This window comes from Paraburkholderia sp. TE9906, from assembly GCF_056279605.1.
Genome location: NZ_JBWCCT010000001.1, coordinates 384,626 through 403,633 on the forward strand (window position 1 = coordinate 384,626; position 19,008 = coordinate 403,633).

Annotated in this window: 15 protein-coding genes; 9 read left to right on the top strand and 6 right to left on the bottom strand. The window is 62.5% G+C overall.

Going from position 1 to position 19,008, the window contains the following annotated elements:
• Positions 1-80: 80 nt before the first annotated feature.
• The 9 genes from ACZ9H4_RS01730 to ACZ9H4_RS01770 all read left to right on the top strand — a co-directional run bounded on the left by ACZ9H4_RS01730 (position 81) and on the right by ACZ9H4_RS01770 (position 8,768).
• Positions 81-815, top strand: a complete 735-nt coding sequence (locus tag ACZ9H4_RS01730) for a metallophosphoesterase family protein (RefSeq protein WP_476118096.1) — start codon at positions 81-83, stop codon at positions 813-815.
• Positions 816-1,487: 672 nt separating this feature from the next.
• On the top strand, positions 1,488-1,757 hold the full coding sequence (locus tag ACZ9H4_RS01735) for a hypothetical protein (RefSeq protein WP_476118097.1): 270 nt from the start codon (positions 1,488-1,490) through the stop codon (positions 1,755-1,757).
• Positions 1,758-2,063: 306 nt separating this feature from the next.
• The gene (locus ACZ9H4_RS01740; RefSeq protein ID WP_476118098.1) at positions 2,064-2,744 is read left to right on the top strand and encodes a phosphoketolase family protein; all 681 of its coding nucleotides are present in this window, start codon (positions 2,064-2,066) and stop codon (positions 2,742-2,744) included.
• A gap of 65 nt (positions 2,745-2,809) precedes the next feature.
• Entirely contained in the window at positions 2,810-3,334 is a 525-nt protein-coding gene (locus ACZ9H4_RS01745) for a hypothetical protein (protein ID WP_408139260.1), read from the top strand.
• Positions 3,335-4,421: 1,087 nt separating this feature from the next.
• Entirely contained in the window at positions 4,422-5,828 is a 1,407-nt protein-coding gene (locus tag ACZ9H4_RS01750) for a class I SAM-dependent methyltransferase (RefSeq protein ID WP_408139262.1), read from the top strand.
• A 1-nt stretch (position 5,829) separates the two neighbouring features.
• On the top strand, positions 5,830-7,167 hold the full coding sequence (locus ACZ9H4_RS01755; RefSeq protein WP_408139263.1) for a sensor histidine kinase: 1,338 nt from the start codon (positions 5,830-5,832) through the stop codon (positions 7,165-7,167).
• 7 nt (positions 7,168-7,174) lie between these two features.
• Complete coding sequence (locus ACZ9H4_RS01760) at positions 7,175-7,579, top strand: response regulator (RefSeq protein ID WP_476118099.1); 405 nt, start codon at positions 7,175-7,177, stop codon at positions 7,577-7,579.
• Positions 7,579-7,761: an ATP-binding protein gene (locus tag ACZ9H4_RS01765; protein ID WP_408139267.1), complete on the top strand. Its 183-nt coding sequence runs from the start codon at positions 7,579-7,581 to the stop codon at positions 7,759-7,761. The genes ACZ9H4_RS01760 and ACZ9H4_RS01765 overlap by 1 nt, the downstream gene beginning before the upstream one ends.
• Positions 7,758-8,768, top strand: coding sequence for a response regulator (locus ACZ9H4_RS01770; RefSeq protein WP_476118100.1), 1,011 nt, complete (start codon positions 7,758-7,760; stop codon positions 8,766-8,768). The genes ACZ9H4_RS01765 and ACZ9H4_RS01770 overlap by 4 nt, the downstream gene beginning before the upstream one ends.
• Before the next feature lie 187 nt (positions 8,769-8,955).
• On the opposite strand, the gene ACZ9H4_RS01775 is transcribed toward ACZ9H4_RS01770, so the two are convergent.
• The 6 genes from ACZ9H4_RS01775 to ACZ9H4_RS01800 all read right to left on the bottom strand — a co-directional run bounded on the left by ACZ9H4_RS01775 (position 8,956) and on the right by ACZ9H4_RS01800 (position 19,006).
• Positions 8,956-11,238 carry a filamentous hemagglutinin N-terminal domain-containing protein gene (locus ACZ9H4_RS01775; RefSeq protein ID WP_476118101.1) on the bottom strand — a complete coding sequence of 761 codons (2,283 nt, stop codon included), beginning with the start codon at positions 11,236-11,238 and terminating at the stop codon, positions 8,956-8,958.
• Between the two features lie 760 nt (positions 11,239-11,998).
• Complete coding sequence (locus ACZ9H4_RS01780) at positions 11,999-12,418, bottom strand: DUF4279 domain-containing protein (protein ID WP_408151913.1); 420 nt, start codon at positions 12,416-12,418, stop codon at positions 11,999-12,001.
• An 8-nt stretch (positions 12,419-12,426) separates the two neighbouring features.
• Positions 12,427-13,224 carry a hypothetical protein gene (locus ACZ9H4_RS01785; RefSeq protein ID WP_408151912.1) on the bottom strand — a complete coding sequence of 266 codons (798 nt, stop codon included), beginning with the start codon at positions 13,222-13,224 and terminating at the stop codon, positions 12,427-12,429.
• 385 nt (positions 13,225-13,609) lie between these two features.
• Positions 13,610-14,818, bottom strand: a complete 1,209-nt coding sequence (locus ACZ9H4_RS01790) for an ABC transporter substrate-binding protein (protein ID WP_408151911.1) — start codon at positions 14,816-14,818, stop codon at positions 13,610-13,612.
• Between the two features lie 73 nt (positions 14,819-14,891).
• On the bottom strand, positions 14,892-18,515 hold the full coding sequence (locus ACZ9H4_RS01795; RefSeq protein WP_476118102.1) for a molybdopterin cofactor-binding domain-containing protein: 3,624 nt from the start codon (positions 18,513-18,515) through the stop codon (positions 14,892-14,894).
• Positions 18,512-19,006 (bottom strand): (2Fe-2S)-binding protein, encoded by a 495-nt coding sequence (locus ACZ9H4_RS01800; protein WP_476118270.1) that lies wholly within the window; start codon positions 19,004-19,006, stop codon positions 18,512-18,514. The genes ACZ9H4_RS01795 and ACZ9H4_RS01800 overlap by 4 nt, the downstream gene beginning before the upstream one ends.
• Positions 19,007-19,008 lie beyond the last annotated feature (2 nt).

Genomic DNA, 19,008 nt, shown 5'->3' on the forward strand with positions numbered 1-19,008 from the left:
GACGCAGACCGGCCGTTCGACACATCACAAAGAATCGCTGACAATCGACTGATCGCGGACTCAATGGACCGTTCAGCCCTATGAAGATAGCAGCCCTCTCGGACATTCACGGCAACCTGGCGGCATTGGATGCTGTTTTGAATGACGCGCATCGGCACGGCGTCGACGTGATCGTCAATCTCGGCGATATCCTTTCCGGCGCTCTCTATCCATGTCAAACAGCCGATCGGCTGAAGCCTCTCGGACTGCCTACGATCAGGGGCAACCATGAAAGACAAATCCTTTGCGGCGATCCGTCTCGAATGGGACTGTCAGACCGCTTTGCCCACCTCGCGCTACGGGATGATCAACTGGCCTGGATACGCGACTTGCCGGCAACACTGAGACTCGTCGAAGACGTCTTACTCGTGCACGGCACGCCGGAAAGCGATCTGGGCTACTTCCTCGAGACTGTGACGGAACAGGGTTGCAGGGTGGCTACGTACGATGAGGTCGAAAGCCGTGCCGGCGATACCAACGCTACCTTGATTCTCTGTGGACACACGCATCTGCAACGATCGATGCGACTCGACGATGGGCGTCTGATCGTGAACCCCGGCAGTGTCGGACTGCAAGCATACGAAGACCGTCTCCCGTTTCCACATCGTATGGAAACGGGATCACCGCACGCTCGTTATGCCCTGGTCACAAGGACAGTGTCGGGATGGGACGTCAAGTTTCGAGCGGTCGAATATGACTGGCATGAGGCTGCGAATGTCGCCGCACTGAACGGGCGGCCCGATTGGGAGGTGGCCCTTCGAAGCGGATATTGCTGAGCGTGTCCCCGCCGGTTTCGTGGCGCAATGACCGCTTTCGGCAGACGCCACGGTCGAGCCAACGGTGCCGTGGCGAAACTGCTCTACAGGGGTAGTCGCTCCATGACTAACACTGTGCACGCAACACGGTCGGAGCAAGTCGGATCGCGTTCTTCGTGCTCGTGCCGTCACTCAACATCGGCATTGCCGCGCTGACCAACGCGTAGCCGATCGGCATTGCCGAGGCCATCGGTTTCGCGTTCATCGACCTGGTGCAGTACGGCGCGCAGCGCAAAGACTGGGTTGCCTATGCGTTGTCGCAGTTCGCGGGGCTTAACGACAACGCCGCGGTCGATGCCAACACTAATCGAACTCGTCGCCTGCGTCGCCGTGCGCCGCTGACTGCCGATGCGACCTCTGACTCCGACATCGCTGCGCGTCCTGACCGACGCGCAGCGTCCGCTCGCTCGCTTTGCGTGCGCATGGACCCATCGAACGCACGGCTCACAGACTTGCCACAGCGGCATAAGTTACCTATAACTTGGTCACTGGCCAAGTCGAAGGCGAGGAATTTCCGGTCGGGTTGAACGCTCGCCAGCCATCGTTTGCATGGTTCGCCGTAACGAATACCAGGAGGTGGGGGAAACGCTCCTGGGGAATTTGAGCGTCGTCGATGTCGGCAAGGAGAACGTAATGAAACACCTGGGTGCTGCAGTGCTGAGCGGTTTGCTTGCCACGTTGAATGCTCCCTTGGCCTCGGCGCAGGGCAATACCGCAAGTAGCTCACCAGCCACAGAACATTCTGATCCGATAGTGAGAATGCACCGCCAGGTCGCCGCGGCTAATCGCGTATACGACCAGAAGGTTGCGGCCGCGAAAAAGGTCTACGACCACAAGAAGGCGGAAGCCAGAAAAGAACGCGACGCGGCTATCAAGGCCGCGCACGACGCAGCGGGCCAATAGAAGCTGCACTTCGTATGGTGAGCGTCCCGATCGCACAGGACGAACAGATGGGATAGAGGCGCTGTTGCCGCGGTACCTCCAGGGCTCTGCTGTTACACGGATGCGACCGGAATCGCACGTGCAATCTACGCATGACAACGTAGTAGGCGTTGACTACGTCTTTGGGCATTGTGACGAGAGATTGATTACAGCGAGTCCGCCAACAGGTGCGACGCTGCTGCCCGACAAATCTGCAATGGTGACCACGCAGCCAGTCGACGCAATCCTCGTACTCGGGATGAGGCTACATGTTCGGGAGACGTTGCTATGGGCCAGCGTTCCATTTCAGGTGCTGCACACCAGGACACAGTCGATTCCGATAAACCTGGACTGATCGACGCCCGGCGGCGCGCGTGGGATTACCTCCCGGTCGACATGATCTATCTGGTAGACAACCCCTGGTCGAAGGAGCTGCTGAAGGTTGAGCAGGTGAAGCAGCGTCTGCTTGGGCATTTGGGCGCGAGCCCAGCGCTTTTGTTTGTAAGGGCGCATCTGAATCGCGTCGTCAAGCGCGACGACCTCGACGTCATCTTGGTGGCCGGCCCCGGCCATGGCGCTCCCGGCGTGCTCGGCCCCGCCTGTCTGGAAGGCGCCTATTCGAAGGTGTATCCGGATCAGGGCGAAGACGCTGCGGGCATGCGGAAATGCTTCAAGCGGTGCTCGTTTCCAGGCCACATCGGCTCACATGTCACACCGGAGACGCCCGGCTCGATTCACGAAGGCGGCGAACCGGGCTATTGGAGCAAGGTACCTGATCGCGACAGCCGGAAATCTAGCCGCCTGGAGAATCCAATGATGGCTCACGTATCGCGCATTTCCTTTACCGCTACCGATCGCGTTTTTGAGGGTTCTGATGTGATGGCCGATACCCGGCCCTCGGGGTTCGGCATAGGCCAAAGTGAAGGAGTGGCGACCTCCACGGCAAAGGAGCGGATTCTGTCGCGATAACGCCCTGGGCGAAATTTCTTCTGTGGTAAGGATTCCTTAAACCAGAAAAAATTGGAGGCATGCGCATGACGTGCCTGAACGAACGGATAGTCGGCGCGATGTTTTTTTCGCTGAGCGGTCTTGCGTTTGCAGGCGACCTTGTCATCGACTCGCCCGTCGCGATGACGGTGACGAACATCGCGCCTCAGCCCTTGGAGGTTGTTTCATCCATTCCGGAACCGCAACGCTATTTGCAGCGCTATGAAATGGAATATCAATCGAGTCATGCAGCGCCAGCGCCGATTTATACCCAAATCGACAACTTCTACACCGCACGGCTGAATCATGACTTCCAGCCCGGCGCCGGGAAGGTCGCACCGGCGCTCGAACTCGCGCCGCAGCCGACAGCGAATTATCTCCATCTGGGCCCGTCCACGGCGCCGCAACTATCACTCGTCGATTTGAAGAACACGACATTAGCGCTCGGCACTCAACCGCAGCGAAGGCTTTCGTTGACTGTCGACGAGTGGGTGTTTTCCGCAACGGCGCGGGTCGCGATTTTACATTCACACAGTACGGGAGCAACGGTTTCTGTCCGGCGCGGATTTTAGTCCAGTGTCCGGCTTGGCTCAATCAAACGCACCGATTCATTCGGTATGGGAACGCTACAACATAATTTCACGGAAGGCGATGCGCTCCGCGGTCTGAATAAGACCAAGGCCCGGCGCCGATATCCGAACTGGTCGTCTAGTCTATTTTTTGGCACGAACGTCACGGCATCGAGTTGCGAAGGCGTTTAGCCGGCACTGCGCGTCCCTCGTCCTGCTGGGGCTCGCGCGGCAATATCCGGCGCTGGGGGCTTGACCTGTCGTCGAACGACCGGTTCGTCGATCTTGCAGAGAATGATTTCGATCTAGCCATCCGCACCGGCGATCTGAAGGATAAGGCTGGGGTGATAGCGCGTCGCGTCGCGTCACGCGCCTGCACATGGTCGTCTGCGCGTCGCCAACCTATCTCGATACGCCTCGTCGGCCGCATTGCCCAACTTCATGACGCGAGCGGTGGCAACGTCACCGGCGCATGCCCCGGTCCAGCTTGAGCTTGCCGAAGGACGGCCGCTTCGCAACCCGAGGAGCCTCAGATCGGTTGGCCGTTCCATTGCACTCCCCGAACTCAGGCCAACGATGCCCCAACGGACAATTGATTTCCGGGTTCGCCGGGAAGCGTCATTCGCTCGCGCTGTTGTGTGCGCCTTCTGACACGCGCAGGAGCGGCATTACAGACTCTTTAGTCAAGTGCCTCCAAGCAATTTCACCGATGAAATCCGTGTGATGCCCCAGCATTCTTTTTTTGTCAGTAGAATGCTGCAATCGCAAAGGTCCGGACTGTTCCGAAACCGGCGTTCAGGCCCACCAGGCTAACGCGTCTCGCTAAAACCGTGATGCAATTAGCATAGGTGCTGTCGCAAGGTGACGGGGATAAGCCAAATGCATAACTTGTCTGGCCGATGCGGTTCGGGGGGAAGCGGTACGCCGCCCAGAAAGAACGGGTTGCCATCAGGGCAACTGAAATACCGATGGCAACGCTTCGTCACCTGGACCAGGGAAACCATCGACGCTGAACTGGCCGACCTGCTGACCCGGGTACGGCACCAGATTTCAAACCCACTTGTCGTGGTACTTACCTAGCCACAATACTGTGTATTCCAAAACGCAAATCGATCCGGTAGTGAGCTTCCGCAACTCGCAGGGCGAGCAGGTGCGGGGCACGATCATCAATCTCCAGCGAAAGTCCCTGGTGATGGAGGTCTATAACCCGTACTCGATTGTCCAGGTCAGTGAGGTGTTGAACGACCTCTCGGTCAAGATGGGTGTGGAACACGCCTATTCGGGCAAGGCGGTTGTCATCAGTATGGTCAATACCGGCCTGACAGCCATTGTCTCGGTGACGCTGATCGCCGAGTGGCGGGAACTGAGTGGCGGGACCCTGGAAGCGCGCACGGTGGGGGAAGAAGCCCGCCGTTTCGCACAGGACTGGACCGAGCGTTTCCAGATCCGCCGTGACTACCAGATCGCGGTCAACCAGATCCGGGCTTTCCTCTCAGACATGTCGCGCTGGGTCGAACAGGCGGACCTGGCCGACACCATGCCGAAGGAAGGCAAAAGCCTGCGTGAGGACTTCTTCCTCGAACTGGCGTCGCCACTGATGGAAAGGACCAAGCTCTACTTCGACGAGTTCGAAGGCGAGGCGCGCCTGGTCGACGAAGAGCTGGCGCCGGCACACCGTGCCTTTGCCCAGGCTGCGCTCCATCCGCTGCTGCTGCGCTCGCCGTTCGTCTTCCGCACCTTCACGAAGCCGCTGGGTTATGCCGGTGACTACCAGATGGTCAACCAGATGCTCGACGATCCCCGCCAGGGCCCGAGCACGTATTTCCAGATCGTCAACGCGGCCTTCCTGCAGACGGCCGTGGCACGCGCGCACCGCAATCGCGTCGAACTGCTGGTGGACTACCTGACCCGGCTGGCCAATGAAGCGCGCGCCGCGCGGCGGCCGTTCCGGGTGCTGAACGTGGGTTGCGGCCCCGCTCAGGAAATCCAGCGTTTCATGCACGAATACGACGAACCGGAATGGCTGACGTTCGAACTGCTCGACTTCAGCCAGGAGACACTGGACTGGACGCGCGACCGTCTGGCGTCCATCGCACAGAAAACGGCCAGGCGCATGACCATTAGCTACACGCATGATTCGGTCCACCATCTGCTCAAGCGCCGGATGGATGCGGATGCACCGGACGTCCGCGAGTTCGACGCGGTCTATTGCGCGGGCCTCTTCGACTACCTGTCCGACAAGGTCTGTGCCCGGCTGAACCAGCATTTCGCGAGCCGCACCAGAGTAGGCGGCCGCCTGCTGGTCACCAATGTCCACGCCGACAACCCGGAGCGCTTCAGCATGGAGCACGTGCTGGAGTGGTACCTGATCTATCGCAACGAGGCACAGATGGCGGAAATCATGCCGGAGAACTGCGGCGAGCCGCGCCTGTACACGGACTCGACCGGGGTCAACGTGTTCGCCGAGGTGGTGATCGGCCAGCAACAAGTAGCCTGAGATGATGACATCCCTGGCTGGGCTACATTCGAACTATCGTGAAGAGTTGCGCGACTACCGGTTGCTCTGCAGCAAGGCCGGCGGCCTGACCGTGATCGCGCTCGTGCTGATGGGCGTGGCGCTGGACTATGTCGTGTATCCGGCTGAGCAGGAACGTTTTGCCATCGTTCGGGTGCTGACCAGCGCAGCGATCGGCCTCGCATTGCTCTCGCTTTACACGAAAACGGGCAAACGCCAGGTGCAGGTCATCACCTTCCTCTGGCTGCTGCTGCCGCAGGCAATGATCTCGTGGATGATTTATGTCACGCAGGGCGAGGAGTCGCTGTTCTATGCCGGGCTGATGCTGACGATCTTCGCGGTCGGGATCCTGTTCCCCTCCGGCTACCGGCAGACGCTGGCATTCGGCGTGGCCACGGTCGGCCTCTACTACATCGCCTGCATGGCACATCCGGGCGGCATACAGAACCCAAGCAAGTTTCAGTTCCAGCTGATTCTGATCTTCTTCTGCGCGTTGGCCAGCTCCATTTACACCTTCTTCAACGAGAAGGGCCGTTTCCAGCTTTTCCGGCTAAAGGATGAGCTGGCGCACAAGAACGACCAGCTCGCGCGCACCAATGAAAGCCTGGCGCAGATCAAGGGCCAGTTGCTGCAGCAGGAGAAGATGGCTGCAATTGGTACGTTGTCCGCAGGGCTGCTCCACGAAGTCAACAACCCGGTGAACTTCAGCCTGATGGCCATCGAAATAGCCATGGAGGAACCGCAGGCCCAGGACAGCCCGTCGATGCTGGAGTGCCTGACGGATGTCAAGCAGGGCATGCAGCGCATTCAGCATATCGTGTCGGACCTGAAGACCTTTGCGTACCGCAAACCCGGCGCGGCGGCAGACGATGTGCCGTTCCTGTTCGAGAAGGCGCTCGACTCGTCGACCCGGCTGAGCGCACATGAGCTGCGCGGCGTGAAGCTCACGCGCGAGCTGCCCGGCGACACCCTTGTGCTCGGCGACGAAGCCGCCATCATCGGCGTGCTCATCAACCTGTTCTCGAATGCCGCTCTGGCCATGCACAAGGCCGGCACCGTATCGCCGCAGGTTCATGTCACGGCGCAATGGCACGACGACCGGCTGCACGTGACAGTGCGCGACAACGGCCCGGGAATCGCCGCGGCGAATCTGGCGCGTGTGTTCGAACCATTCTTCACTACCCGCGAAGTCGGCCAGGGCCTCGGCCTTGGCCTGTCCATCAGCTATGCGGTGGTGGAGCGGCACGGCGGCACACTGTTTGCCGAAAGCGAGTTGGGCAAGTGGACCGCGTTCAACTTCGACCTGCCGCGTGTCGAGTGATGTCGAGATGAGAGAGATCCAGCAAGTACGGCAGACTGTCGTCTATGTCGATGATGAGGAATTGGCCCGCAAGTACTTTGCGCGTGCGGCCGGCAGCGACTATGAGGTGCTGCTCGCCGGCGGCGCGGACGAGGCCCTGTCGATCCTGCGCAGTGAAGGTGCACGGGTGGCCATACTGGTGACCGACTTCCGCATGCCGGGCCGGCATGGCGACGACCTGCTGCAGCAGGTCTCCGAGGAGTATCCGCATATCGTGCGGATTCTGGTGACAGCCTACGCGGACAACAACGCGCTGCTGGGAGCGGTCAATTCTGGCGAGGTGTTTCGAATCCTGGAGAAGCCGCTAGGCGTGGGCACAGTCCGCGAGGTGCTGGCGTCAGCAGCGACAGCTCCGCTATTGCGCCCGAGGTGATGCAGCGCTTGCTGGTCGCCCCAGTTATCACGACCGCCGGCATGAGCGGCTTCGGCATGATTTTCTGCAACCGCGTCATGCAGTCCTTCGGCAAGAGTATCAGGATTGCATCCGGCGCCGACAGGACCGTGACGCTGGAATTCCCAAATTTCAAGAATCGAATGCACAGGAGTGACCAATGAGCAATACGATTGCCGACCAGACGCCGGCCCCGGCGATTCTGTTCGTTGATGACGAAGCCACCGCGCTCAAATACTTCGAGCGCGCCATCGGCGCGATCGCGCCGGTGGTGACGGGCGCCTCCGTGGAGGACGGCAAGGCAATGCTGGATGCCCACGCCGCCAGCCTGGCCGTGCTGGTGTCCGACCAGCGTATGCCGGGCGAATATGGGAATGAACTTCTGCGCTATGCGCGCGAGCGCTATCCCCACATCGTCCGGATCCTGACGACGGCCTATTCGGAGCTGGACCAGACCGTCGAGGCCGTCAATCAAGGCCAGATACATCGCTATATCAAGAAGCCGTGGGACATCACCGCGCTGCGTATGGAGATGAAGCAGGCGCTGGAACTGTCGGGACTGCGCAAGGAACGCGACCAACTCGTGCGCGAGAAGCTGGGGGTGCTGCAGACGCAGACCGTCGCCACCCGCATCGGCATAGTGCACACACTGTGCGCCAGCCTGATCGGCCCGGGCCGCTTCCAACCGGTGGAAACCTACCTGGCCGGCACCGAGCTGGCCGGTGCGCGCAACGTGGAGCCGGACTGGCAGCGTATGGACTACGCCGACCTGGTGCGCGCCGAGAGCGAATGCAGCGGCAGCTTCGGCCACGCGGTCAGCACGCGCCTCGCGGCGCTGCGTACGCAGAATGCGGGACGCAGCGCTGCCGATGCGGTGCAGGTCTTCACTGAAGTCCTCGGCGCCACAGTACGCGGCGGTGGCGACGCGCTGATCTGGACTTCGCCGACCATACTGAACGAGTTCCTCACCCGGCCGGTGGGTCAGGCCGTATCGGCCGAGCACGCTGCCTGGCTGGCCTGCCTACTGTGGCTGGAAGAAGCGGGCGGTGCACTGCAGTTTGTGCGCGAAGGTGACACCATCGTCTGCCGCGGCGGCACACGCGCTGCCAGTTTTGCGGCCGACCGCCTGGCAGTCTGGATCGAGCGGTTCTCGGAGCGGGCGTTCGACTAGGCGAACGAGACGATCCGCGCCCAAAACGGGCGCAACGGCGGTGCTCGGCTCGTCGGGCCGCAGGGCGAGCGACCGCTGTACCTGAAGAAAAGACGTCGGGCCAGGCGAGACCCGACGGTTGCCGATACGGACGTTTCTGCCTGCGTGCCCGCGCCTGCTGCTAGCGGAGGCCCATTTCACGACACACCTATTGGCGCAGCATCGGCAACGAACCGGCCAGCCAGGTGCCGTGTGCGCTGAAATCCCACGTCGGGCCGTAGCTCGCCGGGTTCCTCAATTGTGCTTCCGTGAGTCCGCTCGCCGCGGCCACCGACGTGCCCGAGCCGACGCCCGCCGACGCCCCTGACGTCTCGCTGTTCCAGAACACGTCCGCGGCAATCGAGCCGCTGTTCGTGCCCGCGATGCCGCCCGTCGTCGAGTTCGCGCCAACCGGGAGATGCGACCAGGCATACGACTCGTTGATGGAGCCCGTATTGCTGCCAACCAGTCCACCGATGGTCGTCGCACCGCCGGTCAGAGGTTCCTGCGCATACGACCGGGAGATCGCGCCGTTGTTCGTACCGACGAGGCCGCCGACTGTGCTTTGCGCACCGGCTGTCACCGAACCGAGCGCATAAGACTTGTCGATGGACCCATCGTTGAGGCCGACGAGCCCACCAACCTGGCCCGCGCCGTGGATGTTCACGCCAGCCCACGCCTGCTCGATGCGTCCGAAGTTCTCGCCGACGAGCCCGCCGACCACCGTGCCCGTGTTGCCGATGGAATTGATGGTGCCCGTGGCACCGACATTGACCATGTACCCCCAGTTAATCCCGGCTAGCAGTCCGACCACTCCTCCCGAGGAGGTCGCGGTGCTATCTGCGAGCGTGAAATTTCTCACGACACCGGTTTTGCCGATTGCGCCAAAGAGTCCGGTATTGGCCGAAAGAGTCAAATCCGCAGGGAGGTGCCCCATGCCGTCGAACTGGCCGGTGAACGGATTCGCTGCGGTGCCGATGCCGCTGAAAGCTGGCGCCGCCGCGAACTCCAGCCCCCCGGCGCCCAATGCGTAATTGCCAGCGAGGTTGTTGTTCACCGCGATCAGGTCTCCCATGGAGTTGACAAGCTGATAAGCCGTGAACTGCGTGACGAGCCCGCTGAACGGCGCAGGGCTCCATGATGCGTTGGTGCGGACATCGCCACGCGTGTAGCTGCCGTTCCTGTCATAAAGCGCCGCGACGATACCCGTGCTACGCGACCAGTCGATCGTGCCGAGATTGACCACGCTGCCGCCGTTGTCAAACCCGTGACTATCGGCGGATAGCGTGAGAGAGCCGGTGCCCGTATTGGCGATGTTCGCATGCGGCGCGATAGTCAGCGAGTGCGCCGCATTGAGCGTCAGTGACGCCGCCCCTTGCCAGCGCACGCTCGACTGGACCGCAATGTCGCCCTCGCCGTTCGCACCATATTTGCCGTCGGCGCCGATCGCTTCCACGGTGATGGATGCGCCACGGCTCAGACTTGCGGCGAAGGTATTGGCCGTGCCGGCATCGGCAGTGAAATCGCCGCTGGTGATATTCCACGCTTTCGCCCGAACGTCTGCGCCACCGACCTTGACGCTCCCGGCGGACATATCGACGATGCCGCCGCTGCCGTCCGCATTGCGCGCACTGATCTGCGCCCCGCTCGCATCGACATGGCCGGCGACGCGGTTGCCGGTTTGGTCGAAGGTGCTCGCGACGAGCCACACGTGGCCGTCGCGCGTGGCAGTGCCGGTGGCCCGCAGCGCGGCCGAACGGCCCGCGAGCGCAAAGATGTTGCCGTCGGCCGCCTGCAGGTTGATCAGCGCCGCCTGCACGGCGCCACTGTTCGTCACCGTGCCGCCGCTTCCTACCCTCACGAAGACTTGCTGATACTTGCCATCCAGTAACGACACGCTACGACCCACGGCAAGTTCTGCATTGCCGTTCGGCGCATCGATTTTCCCTGCGTTCGTGACCTGGTTGGCCGATATGAGAAACACGTCCCCGCCCGACGAACTGATCTTGCCGAGATTGACCACATTCGCCGTGGAACTACCTGTGAACAACGCGCCACCGTACACAGGGGGATTGAGAAAATCATTGTTGGAAACATCCAGTGTCGAAGCGACGAAGCGCATGCCCGTCGACACCACGCCGCGTGGTCCGATAAGCACGCCATTCGGATTGACAAGATAGATGCTGCCGGTGCCCGTCAGTGAGCCATAGATTGCCGAGAGATCGGTACCGGTCACGCGATTCAGTGTGGCGCCCGTGCCGTTGTTGATCGACACCTTCTGGCCCTGTCCGATCGAAAAGCTGTTCCACTCGATGATGCCCCGCGAGCCAGATTGCGTGATGCTCAGGTCCGCACCGTGCTGAGCGATGCTTCCCGAACCGGCCACATAATGGCCGCCTTGTGGCAGGACGCCCGCCGCGAAACTCAGCTGTTCGGCGAAGAGCCCTGTCAACGAGAGGCCTATGACGAACCACGTGTTTCGGATCGGGCGACGGCGGCGGGGTGCGCGCTTAACGCGCACCGATCTGGCAGCATGGCTCATAGGTCACCTTTCTGCGTGAGTGCAAAGTGATGGGCCAACATATGCGAGGCAAACCGGGCCCGACCGCGTGCGCCCGTGTATGAAAAGTAGCACGCGGCGATGTCGAGACACGTCTAAATCTAGACGTATGGCGACCAAATACAAGCGCCCCCAAGAACCGGCCGCACGCACAACTGATCGTTTTGCGAGGCACGTCGAAGCGTTCGACCGCCTTTTGCCGCTGCCGCCAGCGGCGCATTTTCAAGATGTGCAGGTTGCTTCCTTGAAGGCTTGTTTACTGTGCGGTAACGCACACTCCCAGGCTTCCTTTATTTAAAGCCTCATTGCAAGTAACCCACCTTCCCTTGTAAAGCTGGACAAATCTCACGGTGCCCTGACAGGAAAGGCTCGCACCTTCCGAGGTCGAATTTGTGTACCCCGTTGTGTACCAACGTCCAACGAGCGCCGATGATCGCCCCTTAGCACGGAGCAGGTTGGACACTAGATGCCGCAGAAAGCGGCAGCTCGAGTTGGGCCATAAGTACGGCTTCTGCCGCTGCAGAATCATCATCAACATACGGCCGGCCAAGGGGTCACTCGCTGGCGCCTTATCGCCGCGACCCTTTGACGAGAAAAAAGGCCCGCACGGAGCGATCTGTGCGGGCCTTCTGGTGCGGTCAGGGCGGTGAGCCTATCGGTATTCGTCAATCTCGATGGTGCCGCCCATCGCTTCCATCAGCGCCCTAATGTCGTCAGGAACATCGGGGACGCGGTCGCCGCTCTCGTTATACCAATAGCAAAAGAAGCGCATATGCGCGTTGGTGCGCCTGAGTAGCTCGGGCAAGTCTGAGCGAGGAAGGGCCAGACGCTCGACCAGATACCGGAGATGAGGCTCCAGGAGATCGCTTTGGATATGCGGTTTGCTGCGTATGCCCCATACGCCGGTCCGGCGCGCCAACGCGCGGTTTTGCCCGGTAGGATCGGGAATAGGATCACCTTTACAAACGGCCGTATCGGGCCGGATGTTGAAATAGTTCGTCCAGAATTCAGGTGGCTCCGCGTCTTGATAGATGGAAAACGAGACATGGGCCATTTGATGTTCGTATGTCATGTGTTTTCTCAGGGTGCCCAACTGTGCATGTTGTCGATAATGCCGCCGTTAAAAGATACGTCGCCGTTGTCGTGCCAAATGACGTTGTCATCGCCCCGCAGCTTGTTGTAATCCTTCATCGCGTGGATCATGTCGCCGAAGGTCTTGCGGTCATAGCCGAGCATCTTGGCCGCGTAGTTCTCGTTGTTCGTGCTGGCTGCGAACTCTTCAACGTCGCCACCCACCGCATCCGGTATGTACTCGAACGGCTGCGCATCGCCGAGCGGCGTAGCGGTTTCCGTCAGATCACTCGCGGTGTCGGCCAGTGCGGACGCGGCCGTGTTCGCGGATCGTGCCAGCGCCGCATTGATGCGATCGACCGAAGCGTTGTAGCGCTCGATGTAGTCCGTCGCCGCATCGTATGACATCCCGTAGCTGGTCATTAACGATTCACGGAAGCTGGGAAGCCTTTCGGGTTCAGGTGCCGCATCAATCCCGGCGCCGCCTGTGCGCGATTGCTCGGCAATGAGTACCACGCTCTCACCACGAATCATCGACTGCAAGGTTTCTAACACCTCAAGGTCGGCGCCGGTCTTCACAAGCCGGTCGTGCCAGTAGAAGTGCTGCCCAAGGAACGTCCGCACGCGCTTGACCAGATGTGCGTCCTTGGCCCACACATCGGCATACGCGCGTTGGGCGAACTTCTTGCCCTCTTCAACTGCCTGTTTCTGCCCGGTAGTAAGAAAGATGCGCCCGCCTCCGTAGGCGTCCTTGCTGTACATCATCCACCGTTGCAGCGAATCCGTCTTCAGTTCAGTTCCACGCATTGCCAGATCCTTCGCTTGTGACGGCGTAAACCTAGCAGATCGCCCGGAGGCTATGTTTTTGGGATATCCATCAGCAACGAAAAAAACGACCATCGGGGGTCGGCTTCTTCGTGCCGGTCTTTCCCGGCTGTTCGTTCGTGCTACTGGGTGCGCCAGTATTTCCGGCCTGGCCGTCACCGACTGTCATCGACTGGTTGAATCCGCACTCGAATTCGAACCCGCAACGTTGCGTCCGAATGCAACAAAGCCGACTTGACGTCGGCTCTGTTGTAAAGCATATCCGTACAGTCGATGCAAAAAGACGCCTCCTGTTGCACGCATGCTGGCGGCGTCGAACGCCGCGAGACGCGGCACGCAAAAACACCGCGCCGCTCACGCAAGCCGTTCAGTCAGCGGGCCGCAGCTTCTTGACCTCGGCGTCCGGCGGCTGCACGCTCGCGCCGTCGATATACCGGTACGACGTCATCACGCCCTTGCCGTCCTTCATCCCCGTCACACCGACATATGCGCCCATGGTCGACTGATTGTCCTGCGCGCGATAGCTGATCGGCCCGAACGGCGTCTGCACGTTGAGGCCCTTGAACGCGGCGGCGAGCTTGTCGGAATCGACCGAGCCGGCTTTCTTGATGCCCTCGGCAATCGACATCAGCGCCGAGTAACCCACGACCGAGCCGAGCCGCGGATAGTCGTGATATTTGGCCTTATACGCATCGACGAACGTCTTGTTCGCCGCCGTATCGATCGAATACCACGGGTAGCCCGTGACGATCCAGCCGGTCGGCGCTTCCGCGCCCAGCGGATCGAGATAGTCCGGCTCGCCGGTCAGCAGCGACACCACGCTGCGGTCCTTGAAGAGTCCGCGCGTATTGCCCTCGCGCACGAACTTGCCGAGGTCCGCGCCGAACAGCACGTTGAAGATCGCGTCGGGCTTCGCATCGGCGATCGCCTGGGTGACGGCGCCCGCGTCGACGTTGCCGAGCGGGGTCGCCTGTTCGGCGACGAACTGCACGTCGGGCTGCGCGGCGCTCAGCAGCTTCTTGAACGTCGCCACCGCCGATTGCCCGTACTCATAGTTCGGATACACCAGCGCCCAGCGCTTCTTCTTCAGTTTGGCCGCTTCCGGCACCAGCATCGCGACCTGCATGTACGTGGAAGGACGCAGACGGTACGTGTATTTGTTGCCGTCGGCCCAGACGATCTTGTCGGTCAACGGCTCGGCGGCCAGGAAGAAAATCTTCTTCTGCTTCGCGAAGTCGGTCAATGCAAGACCGGTGTTCGACAGGAACCCGCCGAACAGCAGCTGCACCTGCTCACGCGCGATCAACTCCTGCGCGACGCGGATCGTGTCGCCGGGATTGCCGTTGTCGTCGCGCGACACGACTTCGAGCTGCTTGCCGAGCACGCCGCCCGCCGCGTTCACCTGCTCGAGCGCGAGATTCCAGCCGTTCTTGTAAGGCCCGAGAAAGGCGGGCTGCGCCTTGTAGCTGTTGATCTCGCCGATCTTGATGGTCTGCTCTGCGCTCGCGCCCAACGCGGCAAGCGAGCACACCGTCGACACCATCAGGCGAGAAATCCATCCTGCGCGCGTGGTCATGCGTTTCTCCGTTATCAGTGGGATTGTGTGAATGCTATTTCTCAGGCGTCCCGGCGTTCGGGCAGCCCGCGTGTCAATTTGCCTGTGACATCGTGCGGATGCGGGCCACGCTCGCCGCGACGTCCTGCCATGCCGGCTTGCCGCCTGCGAACTGCCGACGCAGATACGACACGAGTTCGGCGACCTGGGCGTCGTTGAAACTGTCGCGGTAAGCCGGCATCGTACCGAGTTCGGGCCGCGCAGGCGAGCCGATGCCGTCGAGAATCACGCGAATCAGGTTGTCCGGGCTCGCGCTGTGCAGATTCGTGTTGAGTGCGAGCGACGGATGCGCGCCGAACAGTTGCGGCCCGCTGCCGGTGTGATGACAGGCCGCGCAGGCGCCGTCGAAGAGCCGCGCGCCGAGCCCCGCCGGCGCACCCGTGATCGTGCTGGCCTGCTCGACCTGCCGCGCCATCGCGGCCGGATCGGCGTTGGGCTCCAGCGGATTGAGCGATGCCAGATACGCCGCCATCGCGCGGATATCGCTATCGGGCAGCGCCGCCAGATCGCTGACGACGGGCGCCATCGGCCCCGCCGCGACGCCATGCAACGGCGCGTGACCGAAGCGCAGATAGCCGAACAGTTCGTCCTCGCTCCAGGGCACCGGCGCATTCGACAAGGTGGAAAGCGCGGGCGCTTCCCAACCTTCCGCAACGCCGCCGCCCATGAAGGCCGCGCCGGTTTTCTCGGCGCCGAATGCGTTGCGCGGCGTGTGGCAGGCGCTGCAATGGCCGAGGCTGTTCACCAGATACGCACCGCGATTCCATTGCGCGCTTTGCGTCGCACTGGGCGTGAACGTGTTGCGGCCGAGAAAGAGACCATTCCACGCGGCCATCAGCGGACGCACGCTGAACGGAAACGCGAGCTTCGTTTCCGGCGCGCGCGAACGGACCGGCGTTTGCGACATCAGGTAGGCGTAAAGCGCTTTGAGATCGTCGTCGGAGGCGTTCCTGAACGACGTGTACGGGAACGCCGGATAAAGCCGATGACCGTCGCGGCTGATGCCTTGCCGCATCGCGCGAACGAACGCTTCCAGCGACCAGTTGCCGATTCCCGTCAGCCCATCGGGTGTGATGTTGGTGCTGTAGACGGTGCCGAACGGCGTATCGAGCGGCTTGCCGCCGGCGTTCGGCACACCGTTGTGCGCGGTATGGCAAACCGCGCAATTGCCGAGCGAGGCCAACAGCTTGCCGCGCGCGACGAGCTCGGGCGCGAACGCGCTGGCGAGCGGCGGCGTGATCGGCGCGAGCGCGGGCGGCGCGAAAGACAATGCGCCAAGCCAGCCGGCCGCGCCCGCGGCAAACGCGCCGAGAAATCCCAGGCGCCAGCGCTTCCTTTTGCGCGCCGCCGCGTCTTCGGCCTGCGCGTCGGCCAGCGCGGCGCGGATCGTCTCAGGCGTGAACGGCGGCCGCCGAAAGCGCACACCGGTCGCGTCGAACAGCGCATTGGCAATGGCGGCCGCGCCGGGGAGCGACGCAGATTCGCCCACGCCCATCGGCGGCTCGCCGTGGCGCGGCATCATCACCACGTCGATCACAGGCACTTCACGGAAGGTCAGGATCGGATACGCGCCCCACTCCTGGCTCGTCACCGCATTCCCGCCGAACGTCACGCGCTCTTTCAGCGCGCGGCTGGTCGCCTGGATCACGTTGCCGTGAATCTGATGACGCACGCCGTCGGGGTTCACCATCGTGCCGCTGTCCTGGCCGACCACCACGCGCGTCACCGCGAGTTCGCCGCTCTTTCGATTGACTTCGACGTCGGCGATCCACGCGGACCATGCCGCGCCGAAGCCGGGAAATTTGCTGTGCACGTAGCGTGCGTACGCGACGCCGCGGCCACGCGCGATGTCGCCGTCCTGCTGAGGTTGCGCTTGAGCTTCTTCTTGCGCGGCGCGGCGAGGCTCCCAGCCGGCCTTGTCGGCGACGGCCTTGAGCAGTTCGATCGCGCGCGGATCGGTAAGATGCTTCAGGCGGAATTCGACAGGATCGACGCCCGCTTGCGCCGCGAGTTCGTCGATGAAGGACTCGTGCGCGAACGTGTTCGGCAATGCGGACACGCCGCGCAGCCACGAGGCCCGCACGATCGGCGGCGTGTCGTCGCAGACGATGCGCATGCTGCGGTAGTCGTACGGCGGTACGGCCGTGCGGTCGCCCATCTCGAACACCTGCGGCTGCGCGGGAATCGTACCGGTCAACAGCAGTGCCAGCGTAGGCGCGTCGTTCGATGGATAGCGTGTCGCAAAGTCGTACGCGGCCAGCTCGCCCTCCGCGTTCAACGCGCCACGCACGTCCATCAGTTGCGCGGCGCCCTTCGGCTCCCACGCATGTTCATCTTCGCGCGAGAGCTGCACGCGCACCGGGGCACCCGTCGCACGCGAGAGCAGCGCGGCGTCGGCGGCGACATCGTCCGCGCAATTGCGGCCATAGCAGCCCGCCGCATCCATCCGCACGATCTCGATGTGCGCCTCTTCCATCGACATCAGCAGCGCGAGGTCGGCGCGCAGCGAATGCGGATTCTGCGTGCCCGACCAGACCTTCAACGCGCCGTCGCGATAGTCGGCCACCGCGCACGACGGTCCGATCGACGCATGCATCTGGAACGGCCACACGTAGGTGCGTTCGAGCGTGCGAGCGGGGTCCTGCGCGAGCGCCGCGTCCACGTCGCCGTCGATCACCAGGTCTCGCCGCGTGGCGGGATTCGCGCGCAACGCCGCTTCCACTTCGTCGCTGGTCTCCAGCGGCGGCAAGCCTTCGACCGCTTTCCATCGCACGTCGAGCCGTTTCACCGCTTGCTGCGCGACCTCCTCACGCTCCGCGACGATGCCGACAAAGTCGCGAATCACCACCGCCTTGACGATGCCGGGCAAATCGCCAATGGAGTCTTCGTCGACGTGCAGCAGGCTGTTGCCCATGAAGTCACCCTGCGCGATGCCTGCATAGGGCGGGCGCACCACGCGGCCATGCAGCATGCCGGGCACGCGCACGTCATGCACGAAACTCAGTTCGCCCGTCGCCTTCGCGGGAATATCGATGCGTGGTGCGCTCCTGCCGACGACCCGGTAGTCGTCCGGGGACTTCAACGGCGCATCGGTGGCGAGCTTCAATTCGACGCGCCGCCCTTTGATCAGGTCATCGTATTGAACGTGGTTTGCCGGATCGCCGCCGCTCTGGAACACGCGGCCGTCCTGCACCTCCAGTTGCTCGACGCCGACCTTGAAACGCGCCGCCGCCTCCGCGAGCAAATAGTGACGCGCTTGCGCCGCCGCATGCCGCAGCGGCACCGCCGAAATCTGGATCGTCGCGCTCGCGATCGTCGGTCCCTGGTTCGGCGCTTCGCCGGTGTGGCCGAGCACGATCGACACGCGCGTCAACGGCACGTCCAGTTCTTCCGCGACGATCTGCGCGAGCGCGGTGCCGATGCCGGTGCCGAGATCGACGTGACCGTTGAACGCGACCACGCTGCCGTCGTCGCGCACGACGAGAAACAGGTCAGCTTCGGTCGGCACGAACGACGAGCGCGAGCCCGGCTGACCGATCGCGGCCTTCACCGGCGCTTGCGGCGGCCGCGTGACGATCAGCACGCTCTGCGCGTCATAGAGCTGTTTGCGCGACGGCGGCGCAGCGCGTCGATCGACGCTGAAATCCGGCCCCGTCATGCGCGCGCTCCTTCTTGCGCGGCGAGCAATTCAGCGGCGCGCTGCACCGCGCGCACGATCTCAACATGCGTGCCGCAGCGGCACAGGTTGTGCGACAACTCGCGCTGGATCGTCGCGACGCTCGGCTGCGGATCGCGATCGAGCAAGGCCTTGGCCGTCATGATCATGCCATTCAGGCAATAGCCGCACTGCGCGGCCTGTTCCTCGATGAACGCCTGCTGCACCGGATGCAGCGCGGCGCGCGTGCCCAGTCCTTCGAGCGTCGTGATCTCGCGGCCCATCGCGACCCGCGCGGTGGTCACACAGGCGCGCGTCGGCATGCCGTCGAGCAATACGGTGCACGCGCCGCATTCGCCTAGCCCGCAGCCGAACTTCGGCCCATTCAGCGCGAGGTCGTTGCGCAGCAGGTAGAGCAGCGGCGTGTCGGCGGCGGCGCTGACCAGATGGGTCGCACCGTTCACCTTCAGCGCAAGCGGTGCCGTGCGGTTGATCA